Below are 26,823 nucleotides of genomic sequence, written 5' to 3' on the forward strand. Positions count from 1 at the left end.
GATCTCCACCCAGTCCTCGGGCATCAGGTCACGCGTGCCGCCTCGGACCTCAGGACGCTCGATCGGGGTGTGGCCGCGCAGTACATAGGTCTCCAGGGGAGGTGTGGCGTCGAGCTCGCCGTACTCGAAGACCCCGACGCCCCAGATCCAGGCGGCGGTCCGGTCACAGGCGACGCTGTGCGCGCTGATCACCCGCGCCGCCGCCGTCAGCTTGACCTCGGTGGTGAGCTCGACGTCGGACCGCAGGTAGACGCCCCTCAGCACCTGCACCAGCAGGCGCTGCCGTACGGCGCGGCGTACCTTGGTCGAGGAGATCCCACGATCCCTGGCCGCCGACATCGTGAATGGCTCCGTCGGAAACGTGTCGATATGCATGTCCTGACGCTCTCCGCAGAGCACCGTCCGCAAGCACGACGTTTCGACGCCTGTGGACAACTCCCCCGCAGGCGAGCGGCACGCCCCGACTCAAGGGTCGGAAAACCCCCACTCGAGGAGCGGGAATCCCCGATTCAACGAGTCTGGAGGTAGGCGAGCTGGGCGCGGACGGAGAGCTCGGCGGCTCCCCAGAGGACCGGGTCGACGTCGGCGTACACGATCTCCACGACCCGCCGGGGGAGCTCGTCGACGGCGATGCCCTCGGGATGGGGTGCGTCCCGGAGCGTGGCGACGGCCGCCTCGACCTGTTCGAGGCGCTCCTGGCGGTGCGACCGGTAGTAGTCCAGGGCGCCGAGGGCGTCGTCGATGACCGGGCCGTGGCCGGGCCAGATGGTCGTGATCGCCTGCTCGGCCGCCAGCGCGTGCAGCCGGTCGAGCGAGTCGAGGTAGGCCCCCAGCTGCCCGTCCGGGTGGGCGACCACGGTCGTGCCCCGCCCGAGCACGGTGTCCCCGGTGAGGCAGGCACCCTCCGCGGGCAGCACGAAGGACAGCGAGTCGGAGGAGTGCCCCGGCGTCGCGACGACGCGGATCTCCAGGCCGTCGACCGCCACCACGTCGCCCTCGGTCAGGCCCTCCGACCCCAGCCGGTACGCCGGGTCCAGGGCACGTACGCCGCACCCCACCCGCTCGGCGAACTCACGCGCCGCCTCGGCATGGTCGGCGTGGTGGTGCGTGAGCAGCACGACCGCGACCTCGCCGGCCGCCGACTCGACCGCGTCGAGGTGGGAGAGGATCGACGGCCCGGGGTCCACCACCACCGAACGCGACGAGTCCGGCTCACGCAGCACCCAGGTGTTGGTGCCGTCGAGCGTCATCACGCTCGCGTTGGGAGCCAGCACGCACTCCCCGCGTGAGCCGAAGGTTCCGCCCTGCCACGTCATCGCCCGAGCCGCTCCTCGACCAGGGGCCGGAGCCGGTCCGGCATCGAGAGGGTCGCCGAGTCCGCCTCGCCGGTCACCTCGGGCGTGAACATGTCGATGCTGCGACCGGAGGCGGCAGCCAGCACGGCCGCGGGGTCGGTGTGCTGGCCGACCTCGAGGCAGGTGAGGTACGTCGGCGGCATCATCATCAGCTCGCCGTCGTCGACGGCCTGCACGGCGTCCAGGGCCGGCATCCAGGTGACCGACGACGACTCCGAGGAGACGTCACGGGTGCGCTGCCCCTCGGGCAGCGAGGCGACGAAGAACCAGGTCCGGTAACGGCGCGGCTCGAAGACCGGCGTCTGCCACCCCGCCCAGACTCCGAGCAGGTCGCTGCGCAGCACCAGCCCACGCCGCGAGCAGAAGTCCGACATCGCGAGCTCGCGGGACTCCAGCGCCACGCGGTCGGCCTCCCAGTCCTCACCCGTGGTGTCGGCGACGACCTCGTCGGGCGAGGCGCCGGCCAGCAGCACGCCGGACTCCTCGAACGTCTCCCGCACGGCGGCGCAGACCAGGGCCCGCGCCTCGGCCTCGTCCACCCCGAGCCGGGCAGCCCAGTCGGCGGGCGGCGGACCGGCCCACGCGACGCCGGCGTCGAAGTCGCGGCGGTCGACCCCGCCGCCGGGGAAGACGCACATACCCCCCGCGAACGCCATCGACGACTGGCGCCGCAGCAGGTAGATCGCAGGTCCGGCGGTGGAGTCCGGCGGCGACCCCCGCAGCAGTACGACGGTGGCGGCATCACGCGGCTCGGCGGGCTGCCGGGTGCCGTCGGCGTACTCCTTCGCCTGCTCGACGAGGTGCGGCGGCAGCGGGATCCGCAGCACCGCTCAGAACTCCACGACCAGCTCGACCTCGACCGGCGCGTCCAGCGGCAGGACCGGCACCCCGACGGCCGACCGCGCGTGTACGCCGGCGTCGGCGAACGCCGACCCGAACAGCTCCGAGGCGCCGTTGGCGACCTGCGGCTGGCCGGTGAAGTCGGGCGTGGACGCGACGAACACGACGACCTTCACGACCCGCTTGACCAGCTCCAGGTCACCGAGCTCGGCCTTGACCGCGGCGATCGCGTTGAGGGCGCACTGGCGGGCACACTCGACCGCCTCGTCCGGACTGACGTCGCCCCCGACCTTGCCGGTCTGCATCAGCTCGCCGGAGCGCATGGGCAGCTGCCCGGAGGTGAAGACCAGGTTGCCCGATCGCACGGCGGGGACGTAGACGGCCACCGGCTTGGGCACCTCGGGGACCGAGAGCCCCAGCTCGGAGAGCCGTTCCTCGGGATGAGGCATGCCTCAGCCCTCCAGGGGCCGCTTGAAGTAGCCCACGAGGTTCTCCGGGTTCATCCCCGGTGCGATCTGCACCAGCTCCCAGCCCTCGGAGCCGAAGTTGTCGAGGATCTGCTTGGCGGTGTGCGTCAGGATCGGCGCGGTCAGGTACTCCCACTTGGTCATGTCGGGGACTCTACCCATCGCCGTCCCGGCACTACGGTGGCGGAGTGGACAGGACCGAAGCAGCCGAGGACCGCAAGAAGGACGACGGTCGGGACCCGTTCGAGAGATTCGTGGAGGCGGCCAACCAGCTCGTGAGCCGCGGCCCGTTCTTCGCCGTCATCGTGGTCGCTCTCGTGCTGTGGGCGGCCAGCTACCCGCTCTGGTCGAGCACCACCAAGTGGGAGCTCGCCCTGCACACCGGGTCGGCCATCCTCTCCCTCCTGCTCCTGGTCCTGCTCGAGAATGCCGGGCGCCGCAGCCAGGAGGCGATCCAGGAGAAGCTGAACGTGGTGGCCGAGGCCCTGTCCGACCTGATGGAGTCACGCGCGGCCGACGACCCCCACCTCACGGAGTCGGTCGAGAGGCTCCGGGAGGCGGTCGGCCTGGAGGAGCGGCACTAGCGCCCGACGGCGTACCGCACGTGGGTGGCGTACGGCGAGCTCCACACCCCGAGCACCCGCAGGTCGAGGTCCCGCTCGAAGCCCTCGAACAGCCGTTTCCCCCCGCCCAGCACGACGGGCGCGGTCGAGATGGCCAGCTCGTCGACGACCCCGGCCTCGAGCCCCTGACGGATCAGGTCCGCGCCGCCTCCGAGCGCCAGCGCGCCCTCGCCCGCGAGCTCCCGCGCCGTGTCGAGCGCCGCGTCGAAGCCGTCGACGAAGAGGAACCCCGTGCCGGGGTCGGGTTGGTCCTCCACCCGGTGGGTGAGCACGATCAGCGTCCCCGGGAACGGGTTCGTCCCGCCCCACGCCCCGGCGGCCTCGTACATGGTGCGCCCGACGATCGCGCAGCCCAGGCCCTCGGTGAGGCTGTCGAAGTACTCCTTGTCGGCCCCGTGCATGCCCTCGGCGTCACGGCCGTCGTCGTCGTAGGTCCACGGGCCCCCCATGACCCAGTAGTGAAGGCGCTCGCCGCCGCGGCCGAGCCCCTGGCCTGCGCGGTCGTCCGGGCCGACGACGTACCCGTCGAGCGATGTCGTGATCGAAGCGATGACCTTGCTCATGTGAGGACCGACCGGCGTCGGCGCCCGGACTCATCGGCGACGGGCATCGGCGTCAGAAGTACGGCGTCAGCAGACCGCGCAGCTCGTTGACGGCCAGGGCGAGGAACAGCACCGCGCAGAGCGCCATCAGCGAGTTCGACAACCAGCCGTTGCGCCACTTCGCCGGGACGAGGTCGTCGCGGCGGTTGAGCAGCACCAGCAGCGTGATCGCCAGGAACGGCATGAAGATCGCGCCCAGGGCCCCGTAGGCGAGGATCAGCCCCACCGGCTCGTCCAGCAGGAGCAGCAGCATCGGCGGGAAGGTCAGCCACAGCAGGTAGATCTTGAAGTAGCGGCCCCCGGTGCGGGTGTCCTCGTGACCGGACGGCAGGTCGCGGAGGTTGCCGACGAAGTCGGCGAACATCAGGCTCACCCCGCTCCACACCCCGATGAGGGACGTGAACGAGGCCGCCCAGAAGCCCACGAGGAACAGGTAGCGGAAGCTCTCGCCGTACCGCTCCGCGAGCACGCTGGAGACCTGCAGCAGCGCCTGGTCATCCGTGGCCACCGCGATGTTGGCGGAGTAGAAGAGCTCGGCGCCGACGATCAGCATCGCCACGACGAAGATCCCCGTCACGGCGTAGGCGACGGAGTTGTCGATCCGCATGATCTTCATGAAGCGAGGCGTCGACCAGCCCTTCTCGCGCAACCAGTAGCCGTAGGCGGCGAGGGTGATCGTGCCGCCGACCCCGCCGGCCAGGGCGAGCACGTTGAGCAACGAGTCGTCCGGGACGATCGGGCGCAGCCCCAGGGCGATCTCGCCGAGGTTGGGCACCGTGAGCACGGCCGCGCCGACGATCGACACGAACATGACTCCCACGAGCGCCACCGTGATCCGCTCGAAGGTGACGTAGGAGCCGAACCACACCATCGCCAGTCCGGCGAGGCCGAAGGCCACCGCTACCCAGCGCAACGAGAGGTCGGGGAAGAGCGCCACCACGGGCAGCGCGGACGAGGACATCGCGGTCGCGCCGTAGACCAGGCCCCAGATCACGATGTACGGCGCGAAGTACCAGGTCGTCCAGCGACCGATGCTGCGCCAGCCCTCGAAGATCGTCCGCCCCGAGCTGAGCGAGAAGCGTCCCGCACCCTCGACGAGCACCAGCTTGATCACCGCACCGAGCACGGCCACCCACAACAGGGTGTACCCGAACTTCGCTCCGGCGACCAGCGTGGCCACCAGGTCGGCCGCGCCCACACCGGTCGCGGCGACGACCAGGCCCGGCCCGATCACCCGCCACTTCGGCGGCCGCTCCGCCTCCTGCTGCTGCTCCTGGTCGGTCGTCATGAATGCCTCCCGAGGTGACTCATCGACCCATCGTGCACCTTCTCAGACGAGCTCCGGCTCCGTCTTCTCCCGCACTTCCTCCTCCGTGACCCCCGGCGCCAGCTCGACCAGCTTCAGGCCCCCGGGCGTGACGTCGAGGACCGCCAGGTCGGTGATGATCCGCTGGACGACGGCCCGGCCGGTGTAGGGCAGGGAGCACTCGTCGACGATCTTGTAGGAGCCGTCGCGCGCGACGTGCTCCATCAGCACGATCACCCGCTTGGCGCCGTGGACGAGGTCCATCGCGCCGCCCATCCCCTTGACCATCTTGCCGGGGATCATCCAGTTGGCGATGTCGCCCGCCGCCGAGACCTGCATGGCGCCGAGGATGGCGGCGTCGATCTTGCCGCCGCGGATCATCCCGAACGACGTGGCCGAGTCGAAGAACGACGCCCCCTTGCGCAGGGTGACGGTCTCCTTGCCGGCGTTGATCAGGTCCGGGTCCTCCTCGCCGTCGATCGGGTACGCCCCGACGCCGAGGATGCCGTTCTCCGACTGCAGGACCAGCTCGACGTCGTCGGCGACGTAGTTCGGCACCAGCGTCGGCAGGCCGATGCCGAGGTTGACGTAGGAGCCGTCGGTCAGCTCCGCGGCCGCCCGGGCGGCCATCTCCTCACGGGACCAGCTCATCAGACGTCACCCTCCCGGGTCTCCGCGGGCGCCCCGGGCCGGGGTCGCACCGTCCTGCGCTCGATCCGCTTGTCGGCTGCCTGCTCGGGGGTCAGCGCGACCACGCGCTGCACGAACACCCCGGGCGTGTGCACGTCGTTCGGGTCCAGCTCACCGGGCTCCACGAGATGCTCGACCTCCGCGATGGTCACCTTCCCGCACATGGCCGCCAGCGGATTGAAGTTGCGCGCCGAGTCGCGGTAGACGAGGTTGCCGTGGCGGTCGCCCTTCCAGGCCCGCACCAGGCCGAAGTCGGCGACGATCGCCTCCTCGAGGACGTACTCTCGCCCACCGAAGTCGCGGGTCTCCTTGGCCGGGGAGGAGACCACGACGTTGCCCTCCGTGTCGTACCTCCACGGGAGTCCGCCCTCGGCGACCTGGGTGCCGCCCCCGGTCGCGGTGAAGAAGGCCGGGATCCCCGAGCCGCCCGCCCGCATCCGCTCGGCGAGCGTCCCCTGGGGCGTGAGCTCGACCTCGAGCTCGCCGTGGAGGTACTGCCGGGCGAACTCCTTGTTCTCGCCGACGTACGACGAGATCATCCGGCGCAGCCGCTTCGCCATGAGCAGCCGGCCCAGACCCCAGTCGTCGACGCCGCAGTTGTTGCTCACCGCCTCGAGGTCGGTCGCGCCGCGCTCGAGGAGCGCCTCGATCAGGACCGACGGGATCCCGCAGAGGCCGAATCCGCCGACCGAGAGGGTCGCTCCGTCCTCGATGTCTGCCACCGCATCGGCCGCACTGGCCACGACCTTGTCCACCGAACGTCCTCCCGCACTCTGGCTCGGACCGCGATGCTTCGCGGCACCGGGCCCCACCCTAGCCACGGCGGCACCCCCGCCGTATGTGTCCGGTCCACACACTGCGGTCCACGCACACTGGCTCCCCCACTAGGCTCCAACCGTGAGCGAACCACAGACCCGCTCCGACTGGCCGCGCGTGAAGCTGCACGTCGTCACCGGCAAGGGGGGCACGGGCAAGTCGACCGTGGCGGCCGCGCTGTCCCTGGCGCTGGCCTCCCACGGCAAGAACGTCCTCCTGTGCGAGGTCGAGGGGCGCCAGGGGATCGCGCGGATGTTCGACGTCGACCAGCTCCCCTACGAGGAGCGCCGGATCGCCGCCGGCCTCACCGGCGACGACAAGACCCCCGGCAACGTCTACGCGCTGCACATCGACGCGGAGTCCGCGCTGCTCGAGTACCTCGCGATGTACTACAAGCTCGGGCGCGCCGGGCGCGCGCTCGACCGCTTCGGCGTGATCGAGTTCGCCACCACCATCGCACCGGGTGTCCGCGACGTGCTCCTCACCGGCAAGGTCTTCGAGGCCGCCAAGCAGGACCGGCGCGGCAAGAACACCCGCCAGTACGACGCGGTCGTGCTGGACGCGCCCCCGACCGGGCGGATCGTCCAGTTCCTCGGGGTGAACAGCGAGCTGGCGGGCCTGGCGAAGATGGGCCCGATCAAGTCGCAGGCCGACACGGTGATGACGTTGTTCCGGTCGAAGCGGACGGCCGTCCACCTGGTCACCGTGCTGGAGGAGATGCCGGTGCAGGAGACCGCCGACGCCATCGCCGAGCTGCGCGAGGCCCGCCTGCCCGTCGGCGGCGTCGTCGTCAACCAGGTCCGGCCCCGCGATCTCGACCAGGCTGCCCTCGAGTCGATCCGCAACGACCAGGTCGAGGTCGAGGGGCTGGTGGCAGACCTGAAGTCGGCCGGCATCGAGGCCGGCGACGAGGTGGTCACCGGGCTGCTCGCCGAGGCCCGGGACCACGCGGAGCGGCGTGCCCTCGAGGACGCCCAGCGACAGCTGGTCAGCGGCTTCGACGTACCGACCTGCGAGCTGCCGCGCCTGGCCGGCGGCGCGGACCTCGGCGGCCTGTACGAGCTGGCCGCGGAGCTGAAGAGCCAGGGGATGGCATGAAGAGTGCCCCGCGCAGCCGGTCGCAGACCCGCTTCGGCCCGCTGGCCGCCCCCGCGTCGACGGCGCCCGACCTCGATGTCGACGCCCTGATCGACGACCCGGGGACCGGCATCATCGTGTGCTGCGGCTCCGGCGGGGTCGGAAAGACCACCACCTCCGCGGCCCTGGGCCTCCGGGCGGCCGAGCGCGGCCGCCGCGTCGTGGTCCTCACCATCGACCCGGCCCGGAGGCTGGCGCAGTCGATGGGCATCGAGGCGCTCGACAACACCCCCCGGCCGGTCGAGGGACTCGCCTGGTCCGACGCCGCGTCCGGCGACCGGGAGGGTGCCCCGCGGATGGACGCGATGATGCTGGACATGAAGCGCACCTTCGACGAGGTGGTGGAGAGCCAGGCCACCCCGGAGAAGGCGAAGCAGATCCTGGAGAACCCGTTCTACATCGCCCTGTCGAGCTCCTTCGCCGGGACCCAGGAGTACATGGCGATGGAGAAGCTGGGCCAGATCCACCAGCAGTCCCGGCAGGACGGCAGCTACGACCTGATCGTGGTGGACACTCCGCCGTCGCGCTCCGCCCTCGACTTCCTCGACGCGCCCGAGCGCCTCTCGAGCTTCCTCGACGGCCGGTTCATCCGGCTGCTGCTGGCCCCGGCGCGCGGCCCCGCGCGGATGATGACCGCGGGGGTCGGGCTGATCACCAACGCCCTGACCAAGATCCTGGGCGCGCAGGTGCTGCGGGACATGCAGACCTTCGTCACCGCGTTCGACACCCTCTTCGGGGGGTTCCGCCAGCGTGCCCAGAAGACGTTCGAGCTGCTGCAGGCGGAGGGCACGGCGTTCCTGGTCGTGGCCGCACCGGAGCGCGACGCGCTGCGCGAGGCGGCGTACTTCGTGGAGCGGCTCAGCGAGGACCGGATGCCGCTGGCGGGCCTCGTGGTCAACCGCGCCAGTCCCGCGCCGGTCGGGGACCTGTCAGCGGACGAGGCGATGGCCGCGGCGGCCCGGCTGGCGAAGCTGGGCGAGGGGACCCTGTCCGGAGGCCTGCTCCGGCTGCACGCGGACCGCACACGGCTGGTCGAGCGCGAGGCCCGGCTGCGCGAGCGCTTTGCCGCCGCCCACCCCAAGGTTCCGACCGCGGTGGTGCCGGCGCTGGCGGGCGACGTGCACGACCTGACCGGCCTGCGCCGGGTGGGACAGCTGCTGGCCGAGGGGTGACCCTCAGACGGTCGCGGCGACCCGCTTCGCGCCGTTGGTCTCCTGCTCACGCGCCGCCTCGAGCACAGCACGCCAGGAGGCGGTCGGCCTCCGGCGGAGGAGTGCCCGACGCTCACGCTCGGTCATCCCGCCCCAGACGCCCCACTCGATCTGGTTGTCCAGAGCCTCCGCGAGGCACTCGGTGCGCACGGGGCAACCCGCGCACAGCTGCTTGGCCTTGTTCTGCTCGGCACCCCGCACGAACAGCTGGTCCGGCGACGCCTGTCGGCATGCCGCCGACGGTGCCCAGTTCTCTACCCACATGTTGACGTCCCCATCCGTCCGATTGTCGGTGACGCACCTTGGCGCCATCCCTTTCCCCGAGAGAAAGGTAGATTCGTCAACTACTCCACCAACAGATCCGTTCAGCCCAAATCACGTAGTCCGGAATGACTAGTCACCAGGCGTCACGAATGGGCCCGGGGCCACCCGCTCACGTACATTGGGGGGCATGTCCGTGCCTCCCGACGAGCGCCTGCCGACCGACCGCGTGCTGTCCCACCTCGGGGTCATGGCCGCGGTGGCCGTCGTGCTCGGCGTCGTCGTGGCCGGGCTCGCCATCCCCTTCGCGGGGGTGATCGGACTCGCGGCCAAGGACGTCGCCCGTGGCATGGACAACCTCCCGACCGAGCTCGAGACCGAGGCGCTCCCGCAGAAGACCCGGATCATCGATGCCAACGGTAACGTCATCGCGGCGATCTATGACGAGAACCGCATCAATGTCCCGCTGTCCCAGATCTCCCGGACGATGGTCAAGTCCATCGTCTCCATCGAGGACTCGCGCTTCTACGAGCACGGCGCCCTCGACCTCAAGGGCACGCTGCGGGCGCTGATCACCAACCAGGCGAGCGACGCCACGGTCCAGGGCGGCTCGTCCATCACCCAGCAGATGGTGAAGCTGACCCTGGTCAGCCAGGCCAACACCAAGGCCGAGCGCGAGGCCGCCACCGACGACACCTACGCCCGCAAGATCCGCGAGCTGCGCTACGCCATCGCCTTCGAGGAGAACTACTCCAAGGACTGGATCCTCGAGCAGTACCTCAATCTCGCCTACTTCGGCGACGGGGCCTTCGGCGTACAGGCGGCGGCCCGCCACTACTTCAACAAGAACGCCAAGGACCTCGACCTCCGCGAGTCCGCGCTGCTGGCCGGCCTGGTCAAGAACCCCTCCGGCTACGACCCGACCAACTCCCCGGTCGAGGCGAAGCGCCGCCGCAACGTCGTCCTCAACCGGATGGCCGAGCTCAACGTCGTCAGCCAGGCCAAGGCAGCCAAGGTCAAGGAGGCGAACCTCGGTCTCGACGTCCAGCCCGCCCAGAACGGCTGCGTCTACTCGCGGGCCCCGTTCTTCTGCGACTACGTCCTCAACGTCCTGAAGGAGGACCCGTCGCTCGGCAAGACCCCCGAGGAGCGCATGAAGCTGATCCGGTCCGGGGGCCTCACCATCCGGACCACGATCGACCTGCGCTACCAGGCGGCCGCTGACCGATCGGTCCGCAGCCACGTCTACCCGACCGACCAGGCGCTCGGTGGCCTCGCCATGGTCGAGCCCGGCACCGGCAACGTGAAGGCCCTCGCCCAGTCGCGGCCGATGGGTCGGGAGAAGGCGAAGGGCCAGACCTACCTGAACTACGTCGTGCCCACCAAGTACGGCGACTCCGGCGGCTTCCAGGCGGGCTCGACCTTCAAGGCCTTCGTCCTGGCCACGGCTCTCAAGAAGGGGATCGACCCGAACACGACGATGAGCGTGCCCTCGCAGGAGTTCATCCCGATGAACGACTACCGCACCTGCGACGGGCCGTACACCAGCACCGCCGTCTGGGACCCGCAGAACTACGACGGCCGCGGCGGCACCTTCGACCTCTACTCCGGCACCCAGCTGTCGGTGAACACCTTCTACGCCAACCTCGAGCTGCTGACCGGGCTGTGCGAGCCCTACGAGCTGGCCAAGAGCATGGGCATCGACCTCACCGACCCGGAGCGCGAGCGTGTCCCGTCGTTCACGCTGGGCGTCGTCAACACGAGCCCGCTGGAGATGGCCGAGGCCTACGCCACCTTCGCCGCCCAGGGCAAGCACTGCACGTCCCGCCCGGTGACCGCCATCGAGGACTCCGCCGGACACCTGCTCAAGGAGTACCCCACGCGGTGCACCCAGGTGCTGGAGTCGAACGTCGCCAACACCGTCAACGACATCCTCAAGGGCGTCATGGCCCCCGACGGCTTCGGCGCCGCCATCTCGACGGTCCAGCCGGACGCCGGCAAGACGGGCACCACCCAGGACGGCAAGTCCGTGTGGTTCGTCGGCTACACCCCGAACCTCGCGACGGCGGCGATGATCGCCGGTGCCAACCAGCTGGGGCAGCCGATCCCGCTGGCCGGCCAGACCGTGGGCGGCTCCTACATCGCCAGCGCCTCCGGGTCCGGCATCGCCGGTCCCATGTGGGGAGACGCGATGCGCGTGATCGAGCAGTGGCTCGACGACGCGACGTTCACCCCGCCGTCCCTGTCACAGCTCGAGGGCGAGCCGTCCTCCGTGCCCGACACCTACGGCATGAGCGTCTCCTCCGCGAGGCAGCAGCTCGAGAGCGCGGGCTTCCTGGTCCTGGTCGCCAGCGACGAGGTGTACTCCAACTACCCCGCCGGCACGGTCGCCTACACCAGTCCCGGGGCCGACGACATCGCCTCCAAGGGCGACGTGGTGACCATCTACCCCTCGATCGGCTACGTGCCCGCACCACCCCCGCCCCCCTCCGGCGGTGGTGACGGCGACGGCGGCGGCGACGGCGGAGGCGGCGACGGCGGAGGCGGCGGCGGCGGAGGTGACCGCCCTGGCAACGGCAACGGCGGGGGCAACGGCAACGGCCGGGGCAACGGCTGAGGCAACGCCCGCCGGGCGCAGCACAGCGAGGCGGCCCTCGCTCAGGGACGAGCCTTGAGGGCCCTCCCGGTACGTCGCCTCAGGAACCAGCCCCCAGCTGGCCGCGCACCACTGCGGCGACCGCCGCGCCGTCCGCACGCCCCTTGACCTGGGGCTGGACCGCTCCCATCACCTTGCCCATGGCCCGCATGCCCTCGCCCTCGGCCCCGGTGCGTGCGATGGCGTCGGTGACGATCGCCTCGATCTCCGACTCGGTCAGGGGCTCGGGGAGGTAGTCGGCGATCACTGCGGCCTCGGCGCGCTCGCGCTCGGCCATCTCGGGACGTCCACCGTCGTCGAACGCCGCCGAGGCCTCCCGGCGCTTCTTGGCCTCGGTGGAGAGCACGCCCACGATGTCGTCGTCGCTGAGCTCGCGGGCCTCCTTGCCCGCCACCTCCGCGTTGGTGATCGCCGACAGCACCATGCGCAGGGTCGACGACCTGATCTCCTCCCGCGCCTTGATGGCGGCGGTCAGGTCGGAACGGAGACGGTCCTTGAGAGCACTCATGCGCGTCATTGTGGCAGCCTTGCGGCATGGTCCTCCCCCGCATCGCACGTGCGCTCGCAGCGGGTGGAGTGGCAGCCGGAGCCGGGCTCACGGCGTACGCCGTCTGGGAGACCCGGTCGTTCCGGCTCCGCGAGGTGGACCTGCCCGTCCTGCCGCCGGGGCAGCCCAGCCTGCGCGTGCTGCACCTGAGCGACATCCACCTCACCCCCGGACAGCGGCGCAAGCAGGACTGGCTGGCCGGGCTCCACGCCTGCGAGCCGGACCTGGTCGTCAACACCGGTGACAACATCGCCCACCGCGACTCCGTCCCCCGGTTGCGCGACGCCCTGGGACCGCTGCTCGACGTCCCCGGCGTCTTCGTGTTCGGCTCCAACGACTACTACTCGCCCACGTTGCGCAACCCGCTGCGCTACCTGCTCCCCGACAACGGCAAGCGGCACACCAACAGCAGCCTGCTGCCCTGGCGGGAGCTCAGGGACGTCTTCACCGACGCCGGGTGGCTCGACCTCACCAACCGCCACGCTTCCCTGAAGGTGGGCGCGACGACCTTCTCGTTCGCGGGCGTCGACGACCCGCACCTGCGCTACGACCGGCTCGAGGACGTGGCCGGCCCCGCCGACGCCGGCGCCGACGTGCGGCTCGGCGTCGCCCACGCGCCGTACCTGCGGGTGCTGGACCAGTTCGCCGTCGACGGGTACGACGCGATCCTGGCCGGCCACACGCACGGCGGGCAGGTGTGTGTGCCCGGCGTGGGTGCGCTGACCACCAACTGCGACCTCGACCCGGCCAGGGCCAAGGGCCTGCATCGTCACCCTGCCCGGTCGCGGCCCGGTGAACCGGGCTCCGCGTGGCTGCACGTCTCGGCCGGGCTCGGCACGAGCCCCTACGCCCAGGTGCGGGTGGCCTGCCGCCCCGAGGCGACCCTGCTGACCCTCTCCTCCCGCGGCTGAGCCCGACGCCGACGCGATTGGAGCGGGGCCCGAGCGCTCCGGTATGGTGGCCGTGCCCTGGCGGTGGTGCCCGGCCTAAATCGGTCGGCGTCGAGCCCAGGGCACTTTCGGGCTGTGGCGCAGCTTGGTAGCGCGCCTCGTTCGGGACGAGGAGGCCGCAGGTTCAAATCCTGTCAGCCCGACCCTCTGAGCGCGTCGATCTTCGGGTCGGCGCGCTCGGTCGTTCCCGGTGCCTTGCGGCGCCGTTCTGGCAGACTTCGAGCCATGGCAGACGAGGATCGTGACGGGCCGTCGCTGGAGCTCCCGTCGTTCGGTTTCAAGCGCAAGCGCGGCAAGAAGAAGGACCGGGCTGCCGCGCCGCAGCCGGCTCCCCCGCCGGAGCCGACGCCCGAGCCCACCCTCGAGCCTGAGCCCACCCCGGTAGCGGAGCCGGAGCCCGTCACCGAACCCGAGCCGGCCGCCCAACCAGAACCCGTCGCCCAACCGCAGCCCGTGGCGGAGCCGGAGCCCGTCGCCCAACCGGAGCCCGTCGCCGAGCCGGAACCCGTCGCCCAACCGCAGCCCGTGACCGAGCCGGAACCCGTCGCCGAGACCGAGACCGTGCCGGTCACCCGGGAGGCTCCCGCAGCGCCGCCGGCCGCACACGACGAGACGACCTCGCAGGCGCTCTTCGCCGACGAGGCGCCGCCGGCCGCGACCACCGTTGCCGCGCCGGCGGAGCGCGAGGAGTCAGAACCCGAGGTCGGCGGGCGGAAACGGCCTCGAGAGGCGCGCCGCATGCGCATCGGGACCATCCCGGGCGCGATCGTGACGGGAATCCTGGTCGGGGCGGCCACGGTGGGGCTGACCTGGGGCTCGCTGAAGCTCTGCGAGCTGGTCCGGGGCGCGTCCTCCTGCGGGGGGACAGGTCTCTTCCTGCTGCTCCTGATCCTGGTGGCGATGATCTTCCTCGGCGCCGGACTGCTGCGCTTCTTCGATGTCGACGACGCCGGCAGCACCAGCTTCCTCGCCATCGGGCTGCTGACGGTGGTCGTGCTGCTGTTCCTCGTCGACCTGCTCTTCAACTGGTGGATGATCATCGTCATCCCGTGTGTGACGCTCCTGACCTACACCCTGTCGGCCTGGGTCACGTCGTCGTTCGTCGACAGCGGCCGCGACTGACCTCAGCGCAGACTTGCGGCGACCAGCTCGGCGATCTGCACCGTGTTGAGGGCAGCGCCCTTGCGCAGGTTGTCGTTGCTCACGAACAGGGCCAGGCCCCGGTCGTCGTCGACGCCGGGGTCCTGGCGCAGCCGGCCGACGTAGGAGGGGTCCTTGCCCGCGGCCTGCAGCGGAGTGGGGATGTCGGACAGCTCGACGCCCGGCGCGCCGGCGAGCAGCTCCCGTGCCCGCGCGACCGGCATCGGCTGCGCGAACTCGGCGTTGATCGCCAAAGAGTGGCCGGTGAAGACCGGCACCCGGACACAGATGCCCGAGACCGCCAGGTCTGGGATCCCGAGGATCTTCCGGGACTCGTTGCGGAGCTTCTGCTCCTCGTCGGTCTCGCCGAGCCCGTCGTCGACGATCGAGCCGGCCATCGGCAGGATGTTGTGGGCGATCGTCCGCGCGTACTTCACCGGCTCCGGGAACGCCACGGCCTCGCCGTCGTAGGCCAGCTCGCGGGCCTTGTCGCCGGCAGCCGCGAGCTGGGCGGCCAGCTCGTCGACGCCGGCGACGCCGGACCCCGACACCGCCTGGTACGTCGACGCGACCAGCCGCACCAGACCCGCCGCGTCGTGCAGCGGCTTGAGGACCGGCATCGCGGCCATGGTGGTGCAGTTGGGGTTGGCGATGATCCCCTTGCGGGCCTCGCGGATCATCTCGGGGTTGACCTCGGAGACGACGAGCGGGACGTCGGGATCCATCCGGAAGGCCGAGGAGTTGTCGACCACCACGGCCCCGGCCTCCGCGAAGCGGGGCGCCAGCTCCCGCGAGGTGGACGCCCCGGCGGAGAACAGCGCGATGTCGAGCCCGGCCGGGTCAGCGGTCGCAGCGTCCTCCACGGTGATGCTCTGCCGACCCTGGGGACCGGCGAACGGCAGGGTGGTGCCGGCCGAACGCGCGGAGGCGAAGAAGCGCACCTCGTCGGCGGGGAACGCCCGCTCGGCGAGGATCTGTCGCATGGCGACGCCCACCTGCCCGGTGGCGCCGACGATCCCGATGGTGAGGCCCATCAGCGGCCGGTCCCGCCGTAGACGACCGCCTCGACCTCGGACGCGTCGAGCTCGAAAGCGGTGTGGGTGGCCTGGACCGCGTCGTTGATCTGGGCCTCGTCGACGATCACCGAGATCCGGATCTCGGAGGTGGAGATCATCTCGATGTTGACGCCCGCGGAGGCGAGGCCGGCGAAGAAGCGGGCGGTGATGCCCGGGTGGGACCGCATGCCGGCACCGACCAGCGACACCTTGCCGATCTGGTCGTCGTAGAGCAGCTTGTCGTAGCCGACCTCGTCCCGGATCCGGGCCAGCGCGCCCATCGCCGTCTGGCCGTCCTCGCGGGGCAGCGTGAACGAGATGTCGGTGAGCCCGGTCGCGGCCGCCGAGACGTTCTGGACGACCATGTCGAGATTCACCTCGGCCGCGGCCAGCGCCTCGAAGATGCGCGCCGCCTCGCCCACCTTGTCGGGCACGCCGACCACGGTGATCTTGGCCTCGCTCCGGTCGTGGGCGACGCCGGCGATGATGGCCTGTTCCATCTCTTCTCCCTCGGCTGTGGGGATGATCCAGGTGCCCTCCTTCTGGCTGAAGGAGGAGCGCACGTGGACGGGCATGTCGTAGCGGCGGGCGTACTCGACGCACCGCAGGTGGAGGATCTTGGCCCCGCACGCCGCCATCTCCAGCATCTCCTCGGTGGAGACGCGGTGCAGCTTGCGCGCCGTGGGGACGATCCGCGGGTCGGCGGTGAACACGCCGTCGACGTCGGAGTAGATCTCGCACACCTCGGCTCCCAGCGCGGCCGCGAGGGCGACGGCGGTGGTGTCGGAGGCGCCGCGACCGAGCGTGGTGACGTCCTTGGTGTCCTGGGAGACGCCCTGGAAGCCGGCGACGATCGCGATCGCGCCGGCGCGGATGGCGTTCTCGATCCGGCCCGGCGTGATGTCGATGATCTTCGCCCGGCCGTGGGCGGAGTCGGTGATGACACCGGCCTGCGACCCGGTGAACGACTGGGCCCGGTGACCGAGCTGGGCGATCGCCATCGCCAGCAGCGCCATCGAGATGCGCTCCCCCGCGGTCAGGAGCATGTCGAGCTCGCGCGGCGGGGGCAGCGGGGTGACCTGCTCGGCCAGGTCGCGCAGCTCGTCGGTGGTGTCACCCATCGCGGACACGACGACGACCACGTCGTTGCCCGCCTTGCGGGTCGCCACGATGCGTTGTGCGACCCGCTTGATTCCGGTCGCGTCGGCGACCGACGAGCCGCCGTACTTCTGCACGACAATGCCCACTGGCAGTTACCTCTGCTGATCGGCGGCCAGGACGCCCGAGTTTACCGGGGCCCTGACGGGTCGGCCTCGAGCATCTCATTGGCCGCGGCCACGCGCTCCTCCTCGCCCTCGATCTCGGCGTCGAGGCGATCGTGCGCGACCACGGACAGCAGCGCGTTGAGCGTCGCCCCGGCGAGGTTGCCCCAGGACGAGACGTAGGAGAACTGCCACCACCACAACGCCTCGTCGACGTTGCCGAGCCGGTAGTGGCGCAAGCCGTTCTCCAGGTCGGTGGCGATGCTGGTGAGGTCGTCGGAGAGCTGGCTCTCGACCAGCTCGGGGACGTAGGGGTCGAACACCAGGCTGTAGGTGTCGATGCTGTCGAGCATCTTGGCCAGGCGCAGCCGCATCTCGTCGATGTCGGGCTCGGGGCCGACGTCGGGCTGGTACTCGGCACGCGGCGCGAAGTCGCGCTGTGCCCCGAGGCGGGCGCCCGCGAGCGAGACCTGGCTGATCTCCAGCAGGAGCAGCGAGATGGCTCGACCGACGTCACCCTCGCGGGCGATGGCCTGGAGGGCGATCAGGAAGCTCTCGACCTGGTCGGCGATCTGCTGGGCGAACTCCCGGGTCTCGCCGTCGAGCGTCTGCGGCCCCCTCGTGTCCGGTTCGTTCATTCTGCCGATCGCCTCCCTGCGAACGCTCTCCCCAAGGTGACCTCGTCTGCGTACTCGAGGTCACCGCCTACCGGCAGTCCACTCGCCAACCGCGTCACGCGCAACCCGATGGGCTTGAGCAATCGGGTGAGGTAGGTCGCCGTGGCCTCGCCCTCGAGGTTCGGATCGGTGGCGAGGATGACCTCGGTGACCGTGCCGTCGGCCAGGCGGGTCATCAGCTCGCGCATCCGCAGCTGGTCGGGGCCGATGCCGTCGATCGGCGAGATCGCCCCGCCCAGGACGTGGTAGCGGCCCCGGAACTCGCGGGTGCGCTCGATGGCCACGACGTCCTTGTACTCCTCGACCACGCACAGCACCGTGGCGTCGCGGCGCGGGTCGCGGCAGATGCGGCACTGGTCGTCTTCGGAGACGTTGAAGCACACGTTGCAGAACTTCACCTTGGCCTTGACCTCGACCAGGATGTCGGCGAGGCGGCGTACGTCGGCGGGCTCGGCCTGCAGCAGGTGGAACGCGATCCGTTGCGCACTCTTGGGACCGACGCCGGGCAGTCGCCCGAGCTCGTCGATCAGGTCCTGGACGATGCCTTCGTACACCGCGACCTCGCGATCCGGCCCGGACCGCTAGCCCAGCCCGGGCAGACCGCCACCACCGAGGGGCCCGAGCGCCTCCTGTGCCAGCGCGTCGGCCTGGGCCTTGGCGTCACGGTAGGCAGCGACGATCATGTCGCCGAGGTCGGAGAGGTCGTCGGCGTCGCTGCCGTCGAACCCGCCGGCCTTGATCTGCACGCCCGTCAGGTCGCCGACGCCGTTGACGGTGACGGTGACGGCGCCCCCGGCGACGGTGCCGTCGACCGTGGTCTCGGTCAGTCGTGCCTGGGCGTCCTGGAGCTGCTGCTGCATCTGCTGGGCCTGCTGCATCAGGGCGTTCATGTCGAAGCCCCCTCCGCCGGCTCCGCCACCGCCCAGCGCGTCGAACGGGTTCTGGGTCATGGTCGCCTCACTCTGTCATCGGGATGGTCTCGTGGTGGGTGGTCACTGGTTGCGGGTCTCCTCGATCACCTGCGCGCCCAGCTCGCGCTGGAGCAGCTCGGTGGTGTCGACCGCGTCGCCGTCGGCGTCGGGGTCGTCGGGGTGGGCGTCGGCGTCGCGGGCACGCGGGTCCTCCGCCGGCGCGCTCGGCCTGGTCCGGGAGATGGCTCCACGGGCGGCGGCGACCGCGTCGGGGCCGGCTGTCCGTGGGCCCTGGCCCGGAGCGGAGGGCGGCGCCGAGCCCGGCGCGGGGCCGTCGGCTCCCGCGGGTGCGGCGGGCTCCTCGTCGGCCGCCCAGGACGGCGGCCCGGCCGGGCTCGCACTCTCGGCCGCTGCCGGTCCCGGGGAACCCGCGCCGGCAGCGGGTGGCGTGGACGCGTCGGGGCGGGCGCCGGGGTCGACGATCGCGTCGACCTTCCAGTCCATCCCGACGACGTCGATGGCGGCCTGGCGCAGGATCTCGTCGCACCCGCCGTTGACGAAGGAGTCACGGGCGCCGGCGTTGGTGAAGCCGAGCACCAGGGTCTTGCCCTCGACACCGATGACCTGGGAGTTCTGGGTGAGGTGCATCCAGGCCACCCGGCGGCGGAGCTTGGTCGCCTCGACGATGTCGGGCCACAGGCGGCGTACCTCGACGAGCGTCAGCCCACCCTCCGGAGCCGCCTCGGCGCCCTGGGTCAGAGCCGGTGGCTCGACCGGGGCCTCGGGCTGCCGCGGCGGCGGGGGCGGCGTCGGCCTCTCCGGGGCGGGGGCCTGGGCGGCCGGAGGGGTCGGCTCCGGACGCGCCGCCGGAGGTGCGCTCGCCTCGGCGACGGGCTCGACGGGGTGCTCACCGGGAGGCGGGGGCGCGGTGGTCGTGGCGGCCTGGCTGGGCGCGCCGCCACTGATCGCCGCGCGCTTCTCCAGGCGGTCGATCCGCGCCATCAGCCCGTCGGTGCCGTGGTCGGCCCCGGGCAGCAGCACGCGTGCACAGATCAGCTCGAGCAACAGACGTGGCGCGGTCGCGCCCCGCATCTCGGTCAGACCCGCCGCGACGAGGTCCGCCGCACGGCTGAGCTCGGCGCCGCCGAACCGGGCGGACTGGGCCACCAGCCGCTCGCCCTGGTCGACGGAGACGTCGATGAGGCCGGTGGCCGGGGCGTCGGGAACGGCCGCCACGATGACCAGGTCGCGCAGCCGGCGCAGCAGGTCCTCGGCGAACCTGCGTGGGTCCTGCCCGGTCTCGATCACCCGGTCGACCACCTCGAACACCGCGGCGCCGTCGACGGCCGCGAAGGCGTCGACCACGTCGTCGAGCAAGGAGTCGGGGGTGTAGCCGAGCAGCCCCGTCGCCAGCCCGTGGGTGACGCCCTCGGGACCGGCTCCGCCGAGGAGCTGGTCGAGCACCGACAGGCTGTCGCGCGCGGACCCGCCACCGGCCCGCACGATCAGCGGCAGCGCGGCCGGCTCGATCGGGACGCCCTCCTTCTCGCACAGCTCGGAGAGGTACGCCGAGAGCAGTCGCGGCGGGATCAGCCGGAAGGGGTAGTGGTGGGTGCGGGACCGGATGGTCGGCAGCACCTTGTCGGGCTCGGTGGTGGCGAAGATGAACCGCAGGTGGGGCGGTGGTTCCTCGACGAGCTTGAGCAGGGCGTTGAAGCCCTGCGTGGTCACCATGTGGGCCTCGTCGATGATGTAGACCTTGTACCTGCTCTTCACCGGGGCGAAGAACGCCTTCTCGCGCAGGTCGCGGGCGTCGTCGACACCGCCGTGGGAGGCCGCGTCGATCTCGATCACGTCGATCGAGCCCGACCCGTCTCGCGCGAGGTCACGGCAGCTGTCGCACTCGCCGCACGGATCGGCGATCGGCGCCTGCTCACAGTTGAGCGCCCGGGCGAGGATCCGCGCGGAGGTGGTCTTGCCGCAGCCGCGAGGGCCGGAGAAGAGATAGGCGTGGTTGGCCCGGTTGTTGGCGAGCGCGGCACGGAGGGGTGCGGTCACGTGCTCCTGCCCGATGACGTCCGCGAACGTCTCGGGCCGGTGGCGCCGGTACAGCGCGAGGGGTGACTCCACGCCTGAACCCTAACCATCCGCTCCGACACGTGGTAACGCACGGCCCGGGCCACGACTCCGCGGCTCCCCGTGTGCGCGCACCCGGCGTGAAAAGGCCCCCCGCGTACCCGGCAGAGCTCGCTTACCCTTGCTGCCTTCCGGCCCTGGGGGAGTTCGGCAAGATGCCGCCACGCGGGGGGTTGCGGACGAGTGTAGGTGAGCGGCCCGGGAGCGCCAACGCGGGGCGAGGCCGGATTTCACCCGCCCGTGAGCCGACAGGTACTCTCCTCGGCGGAGGATTCGCCTAGTGGCCTATGGCGCTCGCTTGGAAAGCGGGTTGGGTTAACGCCCTCGCGGGTTCGAATCCCGCATCCTCCGCCATTGCCTTCGCACCCGGAGGCCGCCCGACGGAGGCTCGCCCTGTCCGGGGCAGGTACTCGACCTGCACCCGGATCGTCTGGCAGCACCATCCCTCGAGGCCGGCGTCGCCGCGCACCCCCGGTTGCAGATGATGGGCTGTCGGCGGATCATGCCGGGTCAGCGGACGGAGGGCAGGGAGGCGATGGCGAGCACGCGATGGCCGGACGTGATCCTGGTCAACGGTCCGTCCAGCGCGGGCAAGACCACGCTCTGCCGGGGGCTGCAGGCGGGGACCGACCATCCCTACCTCTGCATCGGCTTCGACGACTTCATCTTCACCGCGGCCGAGCGCTACTACCGCGGAGCCGACACGGCCGAGCAGTCGCAGCAGGACCGCTTCACCGCCGACGGCGTACGCATGGCCATCACCTCCGCCCCCGGTGAACCACGCAGCGTCACCGCGGTCTTCGGCCCCGTGTTCCGATCGCTCATCGACGGGATGGCGCCCGCGGTGCGCGCCCTCGTCGACGCGGGGAGCCCGGTCATCTTCGACCACGTCCTGCACGACCGCGACATGTACGACAGCACCCGTCGCAGCTTCGACGGGCTCGACGTGTTCACGGTCGGCGTGGTCTGCCCGGTGGAGATCCTCGAGCAGCGCGAGGCCTCCCGGGGCGACAGAGTCCTGGGCAGGGCGCGCGGGCTGGCCGCGGTCGTCCACCAGTTCTGCGAGTACGACGTCGTGGTCGACACCGGCAGCGACGACGCCCGGTCGTGCGTCGACCAGGTGCTCGCGGCCCTCACCTCACGCGTGGTGCCGGAGGGCCGATCCGGGTAGCGTCGAGCGCAGGCCGCGGCACCCCGAGGAGCTCACGATGTCCATCCGGAAGCCTGTCCCCACCGCCCTGCTGAGCCTGGTCCTGCTGGCCGCCGTGCTCACAGCTGCGCCCTCCACCTCGACGGCCGCCGGACCCGCGCGACCCGGCGCCATGGCCCCGACGGCACCGGCCGCCCGGATCGTCCCGCCCGGGTTCACCCAGCGTGCGGTGATGCGGCGGCTGCCCCGCGCCACCGACATGGCCTTCGCGCCGGACGGTCGCCTCTTCGTCACCCTCAAGAGCGGCGTGGTGCGCTACCGGCGTACGAACGGGACCGTGGGGACGCTGCTGGACTTCAGCCGGAAGATCAACGACGACGGTGAACGCGGACTTCTCGGGATCGCCGTGGCCCCCCGGTTCGCGACCAACCGCCACCTCTTCCTCGAGTACACACACCGGGCAACCCCCACCCAGCCGCTCCACAACCGGCTGGTCCGGGTGACGGTCCGCAACGGCCGGCTGGCCCCCGGCAGCGAGCGGACGCTGTTCCGGTTCAACGCCCTGCGCGCCGGAAACCACAACGGCGGGACGGTCCAGGTCGGACCCGACGGGAAGCTGTACGTCTCCCACGGCGAGAACGCGCGACAGCAACAAGCGCAGTCGCTGCGCACCCTGCTCGGGAAGATCGTGCGGCTGAACCGCAACGGCACCATCCCGGCCGACAACCCGTTCTTCAACCGGACCACCGGCCGCAACCGCGCCATCTGGGCCCGGGGGCTGCGCAACCCCTTCAAGTTCGCCTTCGACCCGCGGACCGGCCGCGGCTTCGTCAACGACGTCGGCGCGCAAACCTGGGAGGAGATCAATCGTCTCACCCGGGGCGGGAACTACGGCTGGCCGGCCGAGGAGGGACCCGAGAACTCCCCCCGCTTCATCCCGCCGCTCTTCGCGTACCGCCACGGGACCACCGGATCCACCGGCTGCTCGATCACCGGCGGCGAGTTCTACCGGTCGGCACGGCGCAACTTCCCCGCCCGCTTCGTCGGCGACTACTTCTTCGCCGACTTCTGCAACGGCTGGGTCCGCCGCTACGACCCCCGCTCGGACCGGGTGGCCCGGTTCGCGACCGGGCTCGGCTCGCCGGTGGACCTGGAGGTCGGCAGCGCCGGCGCGCTCTACGTGCTGGTCCACGGCCGGCCGGGCCGGGTGGTGCGGATCCGGTTCAACGGGTAGCCGCAGCCGACCCGGGCACGCGGCCGGACTGGTCCACCCGAGGCCGACACCGACCGCCCGGGCCATTGACCCACCGAGCCCACTGCGGCTTCATGGAGGGATCGAGATGCCTCGGCCGGCTGGCCGCGTCCAGCGCAGACCGGCCGACGCGGCTGGGAGTGCCTCATGAGTGCCGTGACCAACGAGATCCTGCGCGCCGGGCGGTTCACGCCGGCGGCGTCGTACCAGAAGTTCGCGTACGCCTGCGCGGCGCTGCTGCTCGTCAGCGGCGTGCTCCACGGCTTCGTGTACCTCATCGACGGAGGCGCCTGGGAGGGGCCGGTGTCGTGGCGCAAGCCGATCGTCTTCGGGCTCTCCTTCGGCATCACGCTGATGACCATCAGCTGGATCGCGGGACTGATGCGGATGCGCACGGTCACCGGATGGATCACGCTCGGCGTGCTCTCCGTGGCCTCGCTCGTCGAGGTCTTCCTGATCACGATGCAGCGGTGGCGCGGCGTGGCCTCGCACTTCAACGAGTCGACGCCCTTCGACGCGGCGGTCTTCAACCTGATGGGGACGATGGTCGCGTTCGTCGCCGTGACGACCATCTTCCTCACGGTCCGGTCGTTCTGGCCGATGGACGCACCGCCCAGCCTGGCGTGGGCGATCCGGCTCGGCCTGGCGCTGCTGCTGGTGAGCCAGAACGTCGGCGTGCAGATGATCGCCGAGGGCGCCAGCACGTTCGGCGCCGCCGGCGCCCTGAAGGTGCCCCACGCCCTGACCCTGCACGCACTCCAGGTCCTGCCTGCGCTGGCCCTGCTGCTGGTGATCGCGGAGTTCACCGAGAGCCAGCGGCTCGAGATCGTCGCCATCGCCGGTGTCGGGTACGGCCTGCTCGTCGGTTCCACCATGGCCCAGGCGTACGCCGGCCTGGCACCGCTCGAGCCGAGCAACCTCGCCGTCTCGCTGGCCGTCTCGGGCCTCGTCGTGCTCGCGGTGTGCGTGGGCATCACCGTGCGCGGCGTCGCCCACCACGTCCATCCACCCACGCCACCGCGGCACCTGCCCGGACCCGTCGCCTGACGACCCCGGAGAGGATCAGCGGCGGCGGCGCGCGAGCACGGGACGCAGCAGCAGGGCCAGGACCAGCGCGGCGCCGCCGAGCAGCCCCCACCAGACCATCTGGTCGCGCACCAGGTCCAGGGGATCGGTGCGCGGGTCCGGCGCCGTGGCCCGGGGGATCTCGGTCTCCTCCGCGACCGCCTGCTCGATACGCCCCGACCGGTCCGCAGTCAGGGGTCGGCTCATCGCCTCCACCGGCTGGACCACCCCGGCGCCGGTCAGCACCGTCCGCGCGTCCGGGGTCCCGTCGGCCGTGGCCTCGAGGCGAGCCACGATCTGGTCGGCGTTCTCGTCGGGGAACCACGACCGCAGCAGCGCGACCACACCGCTCACCTCGGCGGCCGCCCAGGACGTGGCCACCTGGTTGAGCACACAGGTGCTGCCGTTGGCGGCGAGCGTCACCGCGCGGTACGTCGGCGCCGCCACGTCCGTCGCCGAGCTCTGCAGGACCCAGTCGCGCACCTCGCCCGGCTCCCCGTCGACGAGGTAGCCGCTCGCGGTCGCATTCACGGCCACCACCTGGTCGAGGTAGCCGGCCGGGAAGACGGCCCCGACTGCGTCCTCCCCCGGCCGGTACTCGCGGAAGTCCGCGAAGAGCGGGTCGCTGTCGTCGACCGGGCGGTTGCCGCTGGCCGCCACCACGACGACGTCCCGCGCGCGGACCCGGCGGATGGCGGCCGCGAGCGCCCCGGACGGCTCCACGCTGACCGACAGGTTCACCACGCCGATGTCGAGTCGGGCCGCGTTGGCCGCGACCCAGCGCAGGCCGTCGACGACAGCCTCGGTGGTGACGCCGACCTCGCTGCTGTCGGTGGGGGCGACCTGGTCATAAACCCGGACGTCCACGATCTCCGCTCCGGGGGCGATCCCGACCGGCTTCCCGTCAGGCCGCGGGTCGCCGGCGATCAGGCCGGCGACGGCGGAGCCGTGGTAGGAGACCAGCTCGTCCTTGCGCGCGAGGTTCGGGCCCCGGACCACGTCCACCAGCCCGGGCCGACGGATCACCCCGGAGTCGAGGACGGCGACCCGGACCCCGCGTCCCGGCGCCCGTCCGGCCCGGGCGAACAGGCGGTCGGCCTCCTCCATGCCCAGCAGGCGGAGGGGCAGGCTCTCGGCGTCGGTCGTGGCGGGCGGGTCGTCGGGAGCGACGGCCGAGCAGTCGGGTCCCTCCGCGGCCGCGACCGCCGGCGCCGGGCCGGCGAGGACCAGGAGCGGCAGCGCCGCCAGCACGCGTCCTAGTCGCACGTGCGCCCCACGACGGGATCCGGCGGGCACAGGGCGGCGTCCTGCGAGAGCGGGACGCCCTCGCCGAACAGCTCGACCCAGGCGTCGGGGACCACCGGCGCGTCGTAGCCGGCGTACCCCAGGAGGTCGGCGGCGCCCAGCCCCACCAGGGCGTTGGCGTTGCCCTTCGCGTCGATGAGGTACGGCGACCCGTCGGTCGTGTCGTCCCAGTCGCCGGAGAGCACGTAGGCACCCCGGCCCGGGTCGACCCGGACCGAGGTCTCGTCGGGGTCGACCGAGGCGGAGGACGCCTCCTCGGTCGGGTCGGTGCCGAGCAGGACCACGGGCGGCTGGCCGGGGCGCGGCTCGAGCCTGGCGCAGTGCTCCCCGAAGACCGGCTCGAGGAGGGTGTCGGGCCAGTGGGCAGCGAGGTACGGCTCGAGGGCGCGACCCACCTGGAGGTCGTCGCTCTCCAGCAGCCGCGGCCGATCGGGCTCCGGCAGGTTGGCGTAGACGGCGAGGGCGAACGGGTCGAGGGGCGCCGGACCCTCCTCGGTCAGCACGAACGTCCCGTCGTCGCCGTCGAGGTAGTCGCCGACCTCGGCGTCGGCGGGCACACCGGTCCCGTCGCCGGCGTAGTCCACCGGGTCACCGACACCGCCCAGCTCGAAGCTCTCGGCGGCCAGGGCGCCGCCGGCGGGAAACAGGGCGAGCCAGTCCTGCGACACAGACCGCGCACTCGCGCTGAACTCGAGACCGAGGTCGCCCAGGATGTCGTCGCGGACGCCCCGGTCGCCGGGGAGCCGGTACCGGTAGGCGCGTGGCTCCGCCCCGCCTTCGGGCCGGGCGAGGGCGACGACGTAGAAGGAGCCGTCGCTCTCGACCACGAACGCGCTCCCGGGAGCATCGACCACCCCCGGCGACTCCGCCACCGCCAGCCTGATCCCCTGACGCTCGTCGGTGCAGGCCGTCCAGCCGCTCTCGATGAGCAGGTCGTCGGTCGGCACGCTGGCCGGGGCGTTGAGGATCCCGATGTCGTCGCCGATGGTCTCGGCGTCGATGGCCGACTGGGGCACGATCTCGGGCGTCACGTCGGAGCCGAGGATCAGCATCGCCGAGGTGATGTTGATGACCGGTCGGAGCACCGGGCCGGTGTCTGCCTCGGTCGTCCCGGCCGTCAGCTCCGCCTCCTCGACCGCGTCCTCGGTGATGACGTAGGCGGCACCCGTCTCCCTGGACACGATCAGCCCGGGGCTGTCGGCCCAGTCCTCGGGGACGCTCGGAGAGAAGATGCCGGCGATCGCCGCGCCCGCGACGAGGAGCACCGCGAGCGCGAGACCGCCCACGATGGTCCGGCCGGGACGGGCCGGCTCGACCTCGCGTCCTCCGGGTGCACCGGAGACGAAGGCCGTGACCAGCCTCCGCCGGCTGAACGAGTACGCCTCGACGAGGTCCTTCTTGGTGGCCAT

At 71.6% G+C, this 26,823-nt stretch carries 27 protein-coding genes, 2 tRNA genes, 1 other RNA gene and 1 pseudogene; 11 read left to right on the forward strand and 20 right to left on the reverse strand.

Annotation, left to right across the window (positions count from 1 at the left end; all coding sequences use genetic code 11):
- The 5 genes and pseudogenes from VFN12_RS04345 to VFN12_RS04365 form a co-directional block, all read right to left on the reverse strand.
- Positions 1-339, reverse strand: a pseudogene (locus tag VFN12_RS04345) (hypothetical protein); the annotation flags it as partial.
- Between the two features lie 170 nt (positions 340-509).
- Positions 510-1,316, reverse strand: coding sequence for an MBL fold metallo-hydrolase (locus VFN12_RS04350; protein WP_325117372.1), 807 nt, complete (start codon positions 1,314-1,316; stop codon positions 510-512).
- A complete protein-coding gene (locus VFN12_RS04355; protein ID WP_325117373.1) occupies positions 1,313-2,182 on the reverse strand; it encodes an NUDIX hydrolase in 870 nt (289 codons plus the stop codon). The genes VFN12_RS04350 and VFN12_RS04355 overlap by 4 nt, the downstream gene beginning before the upstream one ends.
- 3 nt (positions 2,183-2,185) lie before the next feature.
- Complete coding sequence (locus VFN12_RS04360) at positions 2,186-2,644, reverse strand: RidA family protein (protein ID WP_325117374.1); 459 nt, start codon at positions 2,642-2,644, stop codon at positions 2,186-2,188.
- A gap of 3 nt (positions 2,645-2,647) precedes the next feature.
- Positions 2,648-2,806 (reverse strand): DUF4177 domain-containing protein, encoded by a 159-nt coding sequence (locus VFN12_RS04365; RefSeq protein WP_325117375.1) that lies wholly within the window; start codon positions 2,804-2,806, stop codon positions 2,648-2,650.
- A gap of 44 nt (positions 2,807-2,850) precedes the next feature.
- Here VFN12_RS04365 and VFN12_RS04370 point away from each other — a divergent pair, with 44 nt between their 5' ends.
- Positions 2,851-3,246, forward strand: coding sequence for a low affinity iron permease family protein (locus VFN12_RS04370; protein WP_325117376.1), 396 nt, complete (start codon positions 2,851-2,853; stop codon positions 3,244-3,246).
- Here the strand turns inward: VFN12_RS04370 and VFN12_RS04375 are convergent.
- The 4 genes from VFN12_RS04375 to VFN12_RS04390 are packed head-to-tail and all read right to left on the reverse strand — an operon-like array spanning position 3,243 to position 6,638.
- Positions 3,243-3,848, reverse strand: coding sequence for a dihydrofolate reductase family protein (locus VFN12_RS04375; protein ID WP_325117377.1), 606 nt, complete (start codon positions 3,846-3,848; stop codon positions 3,243-3,245). The two genes, VFN12_RS04370 and VFN12_RS04375, sit on opposite strands and share 4 nt — an antisense overlap.
- Before the next feature lie 52 nt (positions 3,849-3,900).
- Complete coding sequence (locus VFN12_RS04380; RefSeq protein ID WP_325117378.1) at positions 3,901-5,175, reverse strand: Nramp family divalent metal transporter; 1,275 nt, start codon at positions 5,173-5,175, stop codon at positions 3,901-3,903.
- A gap of 42 nt (positions 5,176-5,217) precedes the next feature.
- On the reverse strand, positions 5,218-5,844 hold the full coding sequence (locus VFN12_RS04385; protein WP_325117379.1) for a 3-oxoacid CoA-transferase subunit B: 627 nt from the start codon (positions 5,842-5,844) through the stop codon (positions 5,218-5,220).
- Complete coding sequence (locus VFN12_RS04390) at positions 5,844-6,638, reverse strand: CoA transferase subunit A (RefSeq protein WP_325117380.1); 795 nt, start codon at positions 6,636-6,638, stop codon at positions 5,844-5,846. The genes VFN12_RS04385 and VFN12_RS04390 overlap by 1 nt, the downstream gene beginning before the upstream one ends.
- Positions 6,639-6,780: 142 nt before the next feature.
- Between VFN12_RS04390 and VFN12_RS04395 the strand changes: the two genes are divergently transcribed.
- Both VFN12_RS04395 and VFN12_RS04400 read left to right on the forward strand, forming a co-directional pair.
- Positions 6,781-7,797 (forward strand): ArsA family ATPase, encoded by a 1,017-nt coding sequence (locus tag VFN12_RS04395; RefSeq protein WP_325117381.1) that lies wholly within the window; start codon positions 6,781-6,783, stop codon positions 7,795-7,797.
- Entirely contained in the window at positions 7,794-9,008 is a 1,215-nt protein-coding gene (locus VFN12_RS04400; protein WP_325117382.1) for an ArsA family ATPase, read from the forward strand. The genes VFN12_RS04395 and VFN12_RS04400 overlap by 4 nt, the downstream gene beginning before the upstream one ends.
- A gap of 3 nt (positions 9,009-9,011) precedes the next feature.
- On the opposite strand, the gene VFN12_RS04405 is transcribed toward VFN12_RS04400, so the two are convergent.
- A complete protein-coding gene (locus tag VFN12_RS04405) occupies positions 9,012-9,311 on the reverse strand; it encodes a WhiB family transcriptional regulator (RefSeq protein ID WP_325117383.1) in 300 nt (99 codons plus the stop codon).
- Between the two features lie 187 nt (positions 9,312-9,498).
- On the opposite strand from VFN12_RS04405, the gene VFN12_RS04410 reads away from it, so the two are divergent.
- Positions 9,499-11,925, forward strand: a complete 2,427-nt coding sequence (locus tag VFN12_RS04410; RefSeq protein ID WP_325117384.1) for a penicillin-binding protein — start codon at positions 9,499-9,501, stop codon at positions 11,923-11,925.
- A gap of 79 nt (positions 11,926-12,004) precedes the next feature.
- Here VFN12_RS04410 and VFN12_RS04415 read toward each other — a convergent pair whose 3' ends face one another.
- Positions 12,005-12,472 (reverse strand): GatB/YqeY domain-containing protein, encoded by a 468-nt coding sequence (locus VFN12_RS04415; protein WP_325117385.1) that lies wholly within the window; start codon positions 12,470-12,472, stop codon positions 12,005-12,007.
- Positions 12,473-12,498: 26 nt separating this feature from the next.
- Between VFN12_RS04415 and VFN12_RS04420 the strand changes: the two genes are divergently transcribed.
- The 3 genes from VFN12_RS04420 to VFN12_RS04430 all read left to right on the forward strand — a co-directional run bounded on the left by VFN12_RS04420 (position 12,499) and on the right by VFN12_RS04430 (position 14,583).
- A complete protein-coding gene (locus VFN12_RS04420; RefSeq protein ID WP_325117386.1) occupies positions 12,499-13,422 on the forward strand; it encodes a metallophosphoesterase in 924 nt (307 codons plus the stop codon).
- A gap of 108 nt (positions 13,423-13,530) precedes the next feature.
- Positions 13,531-13,604, forward strand: a tRNA-Pro gene (locus tag VFN12_RS04425).
- Between the two features lie 82 nt (positions 13,605-13,686).
- On the forward strand, positions 13,687-14,583 hold the full coding sequence (locus tag VFN12_RS04430) for a hypothetical protein (protein ID WP_325117387.1): 897 nt from the start codon (positions 13,687-13,689) through the stop codon (positions 14,581-14,583).
- A gap of 2 nt (positions 14,584-14,585) precedes the next feature.
- Here VFN12_RS04430 and VFN12_RS04435 read toward each other — a convergent pair whose 3' ends face one another.
- The 7 genes from VFN12_RS04435 to ffs all read right to left on the reverse strand — a co-directional run bounded on the left by VFN12_RS04435 (position 14,586) and on the right by ffs (position 20,817).
- Positions 14,586-15,635 carry an aspartate-semialdehyde dehydrogenase gene (locus VFN12_RS04435; RefSeq protein ID WP_325117388.1) on the reverse strand — a complete coding sequence of 350 codons (1,050 nt, stop codon included), beginning with the start codon at positions 15,633-15,635 and terminating at the stop codon, positions 14,586-14,588.
- A complete protein-coding gene (locus tag VFN12_RS04440; protein ID WP_325117389.1) occupies positions 15,635-16,903 on the reverse strand; it encodes an aspartate kinase in 1,269 nt (422 codons plus the stop codon). Before VFN12_RS04440 ends, VFN12_RS04435 begins: the two co-directional genes overlap by 1 nt.
- Positions 16,904-16,944: 41 nt before the next feature.
- Positions 16,945-17,556 (reverse strand): DUF5063 domain-containing protein, encoded by a 612-nt coding sequence (locus VFN12_RS04445; RefSeq protein ID WP_325117391.1) that lies wholly within the window; start codon positions 17,554-17,556, stop codon positions 16,945-16,947.
- Entirely contained in the window at positions 17,553-18,149 is a 597-nt protein-coding gene (recR, locus tag VFN12_RS04450) for a recombination mediator RecR (RefSeq protein WP_325117393.1), read from the reverse strand. The genes VFN12_RS04445 and recR overlap by 4 nt, the downstream gene beginning before the upstream one ends.
- A 27-nt stretch (positions 18,150-18,176) precedes the next feature.
- On the reverse strand, positions 18,177-18,545 hold the full coding sequence (locus VFN12_RS04455; RefSeq protein ID WP_325117394.1) for a YbaB/EbfC family nucleoid-associated protein: 369 nt from the start codon (positions 18,543-18,545) through the stop codon (positions 18,177-18,179).
- A gap of 42 nt (positions 18,546-18,587) precedes the next feature.
- The gene (locus VFN12_RS04460; protein ID WP_325117395.1) at positions 18,588-20,636 is read right to left on the reverse strand and encodes a DNA polymerase III subunit gamma and tau; all 2,049 of its coding nucleotides are present in this window, start codon (positions 20,634-20,636) and stop codon (positions 18,588-18,590) included.
- A gap of 90 nt (positions 20,637-20,726) precedes the next feature.
- Positions 20,727-20,817: signal recognition particle sRNA small type (ffs, locus tag VFN12_RS04465), an RNA gene on the reverse strand.
- A gap of 91 nt (positions 20,818-20,908) precedes the next feature.
- Here ffs and VFN12_RS04470 point away from each other — a divergent pair.
- The 4 genes from VFN12_RS04470 to VFN12_RS04485 all read left to right on the forward strand — a co-directional run bounded on the left by VFN12_RS04470 (position 20,909) and on the right by VFN12_RS04485 (position 24,091).
- A tRNA-Ser gene (locus VFN12_RS04470) sits at positions 20,909-20,996 on the forward strand.
- A 181-nt stretch (positions 20,997-21,177) separates the two neighbouring features.
- A complete protein-coding gene (locus VFN12_RS04475) occupies positions 21,178-21,813 on the forward strand; it encodes a chloramphenicol phosphotransferase CPT family protein (RefSeq protein ID WP_325117396.1) in 636 nt (211 codons plus the stop codon).
- A gap of 37 nt (positions 21,814-21,850) precedes the next feature.
- Positions 21,851-23,026, forward strand: a complete 1,176-nt coding sequence (locus tag VFN12_RS04480; RefSeq protein WP_325117397.1) for a PQQ-dependent sugar dehydrogenase — start codon at positions 21,851-21,853, stop codon at positions 23,024-23,026.
- Positions 23,027-23,191: 165 nt separating this feature from the next.
- The gene (locus tag VFN12_RS04485; protein WP_325117398.1) at positions 23,192-24,091 is read left to right on the forward strand and encodes a hypothetical protein; all 900 of its coding nucleotides are present in this window, start codon (positions 23,192-23,194) and stop codon (positions 24,089-24,091) included.
- Positions 24,092-24,106: 15 nt separating this feature from the next.
- Here the strand turns inward: VFN12_RS04485 and VFN12_RS04490 are convergent, their stop codons facing one another.
- Both VFN12_RS04490 and VFN12_RS04495 read right to left on the reverse strand, forming a co-directional pair.
- A complete protein-coding gene (locus VFN12_RS04490) occupies positions 24,107-25,360 on the reverse strand; it encodes a S8 family serine peptidase (protein ID WP_325117399.1) in 1,254 nt (417 codons plus the stop codon).
- Positions 25,361-25,365: 5 nt separating this feature from the next.
- A complete protein-coding gene (locus VFN12_RS04495; protein WP_325117400.1) occupies positions 25,366-26,823 on the reverse strand; it encodes a type VII secretion protein EccB in 1,458 nt (485 codons plus the stop codon).

Origin of the sequence: Nocardioides sp. (assembly GCF_035703625.1) — a bacterium.
GTDB lineage: Bacteria > Actinomycetota > Actinomycetes > Propionibacteriales > Nocardioidaceae > Nocardioides.

Bases quoted from the DNA above. Each gene is read 5' to 3' on its own strand.
- VFN12_RS04350 (WP_325117372.1), bottom strand. From the start codon at position 1,316: ATGACGTGGCAGGGCGGAACCTTCGGCTCACGCGGGGAGTGCGTGCTG.
- VFN12_RS04360 (WP_325117374.1), bottom strand. From the start codon at position 2,644: ATGCCTCATCCCGAGGAACGGCTCTCCGAGCTGGGGCTCTCGGTCCCC.
- VFN12_RS04365 (WP_325117375.1), bottom strand. From the start codon at position 2,806: ATGACCAAGTGGGAGTACCTGACCGCGCCGATCCTGACGCACACCGCC.
- VFN12_RS04375 (WP_325117377.1), bottom strand. From the start codon at position 3,848: ATGAGCAAGGTCATCGCTTCGATCACGACATCGCTCGACGGGTACGTC.
- VFN12_RS04380 (WP_325117378.1), bottom strand. From the start codon at position 5,175: ATGACGACCGACCAGGAGCAGCAGCAGGAGGCGGAGCGGCCGCCGAAG.
- VFN12_RS04385 (WP_325117379.1), bottom strand. From the start codon at position 5,844: ATGAGCTGGTCCCGTGAGGAGATGGCCGCCCGGGCGGCCGCGGAGCTG.
- VFN12_RS04400 (WP_325117382.1), top strand. From the start codon at position 7,794: ATGAAGAGTGCCCCGCGCAGCCGGTCGCAGACCCGCTTCGGCCCGCTG.
- VFN12_RS04405 (WP_325117383.1), bottom strand. From the start codon at position 9,311: ATGTGGGTAGAGAACTGGGCACCGTCGGCGGCATGCCGACAGGCGTCG.
- VFN12_RS04410 (WP_325117384.1), top strand. From the start codon at position 9,499: ATGTCCGTGCCTCCCGACGAGCGCCTGCCGACCGACCGCGTGCTGTCC.
- VFN12_RS04415 (WP_325117385.1), bottom strand. From the start codon at position 12,472: ATGAGTGCTCTCAAGGACCGTCTCCGTTCCGACCTGACCGCCGCCATC.
- VFN12_RS04420 (WP_325117386.1), top strand. From the start codon at position 12,499: ATGGTCCTCCCCCGCATCGCACGTGCGCTCGCAGCGGGTGGAGTGGCA.
- VFN12_RS04430 (WP_325117387.1), top strand. From the start codon at position 13,687: ATGGCAGACGAGGATCGTGACGGGCCGTCGCTGGAGCTCCCGTCGTTC.
- VFN12_RS04435 (WP_325117388.1), bottom strand. From the start codon at position 15,635: ATGGGCCTCACCATCGGGATCGTCGGCGCCACCGGGCAGGTGGGCGTC.
- VFN12_RS04445 (WP_325117391.1), bottom strand. From the start codon at position 17,556: ATGAACGAACCGGACACGAGGGGGCCGCAGACGCTCGACGGCGAGACC.
- VFN12_RS04455 (WP_325117394.1), bottom strand. From the start codon at position 18,545: ATGACCCAGAACCCGTTCGACGCGCTGGGCGGTGGCGGAGCCGGCGGA.
- VFN12_RS04475 (WP_325117396.1), top strand. From the start codon at position 21,178: ATGGCGAGCACGCGATGGCCGGACGTGATCCTGGTCAACGGTCCGTCC.
- VFN12_RS04480 (WP_325117397.1), top strand. From the start codon at position 21,851: ATGTCCATCCGGAAGCCTGTCCCCACCGCCCTGCTGAGCCTGGTCCTG.
- VFN12_RS04485 (WP_325117398.1), top strand. From the start codon at position 23,192: ATGAGTGCCGTGACCAACGAGATCCTGCGCGCCGGGCGGTTCACGCCG.
- VFN12_RS04495 (WP_325117400.1), bottom strand. From the start codon at position 26,823: ATGGCCACCAAGAAGGACCTCGTCGAGGCGTACTCGTTCAGCCGGCGG.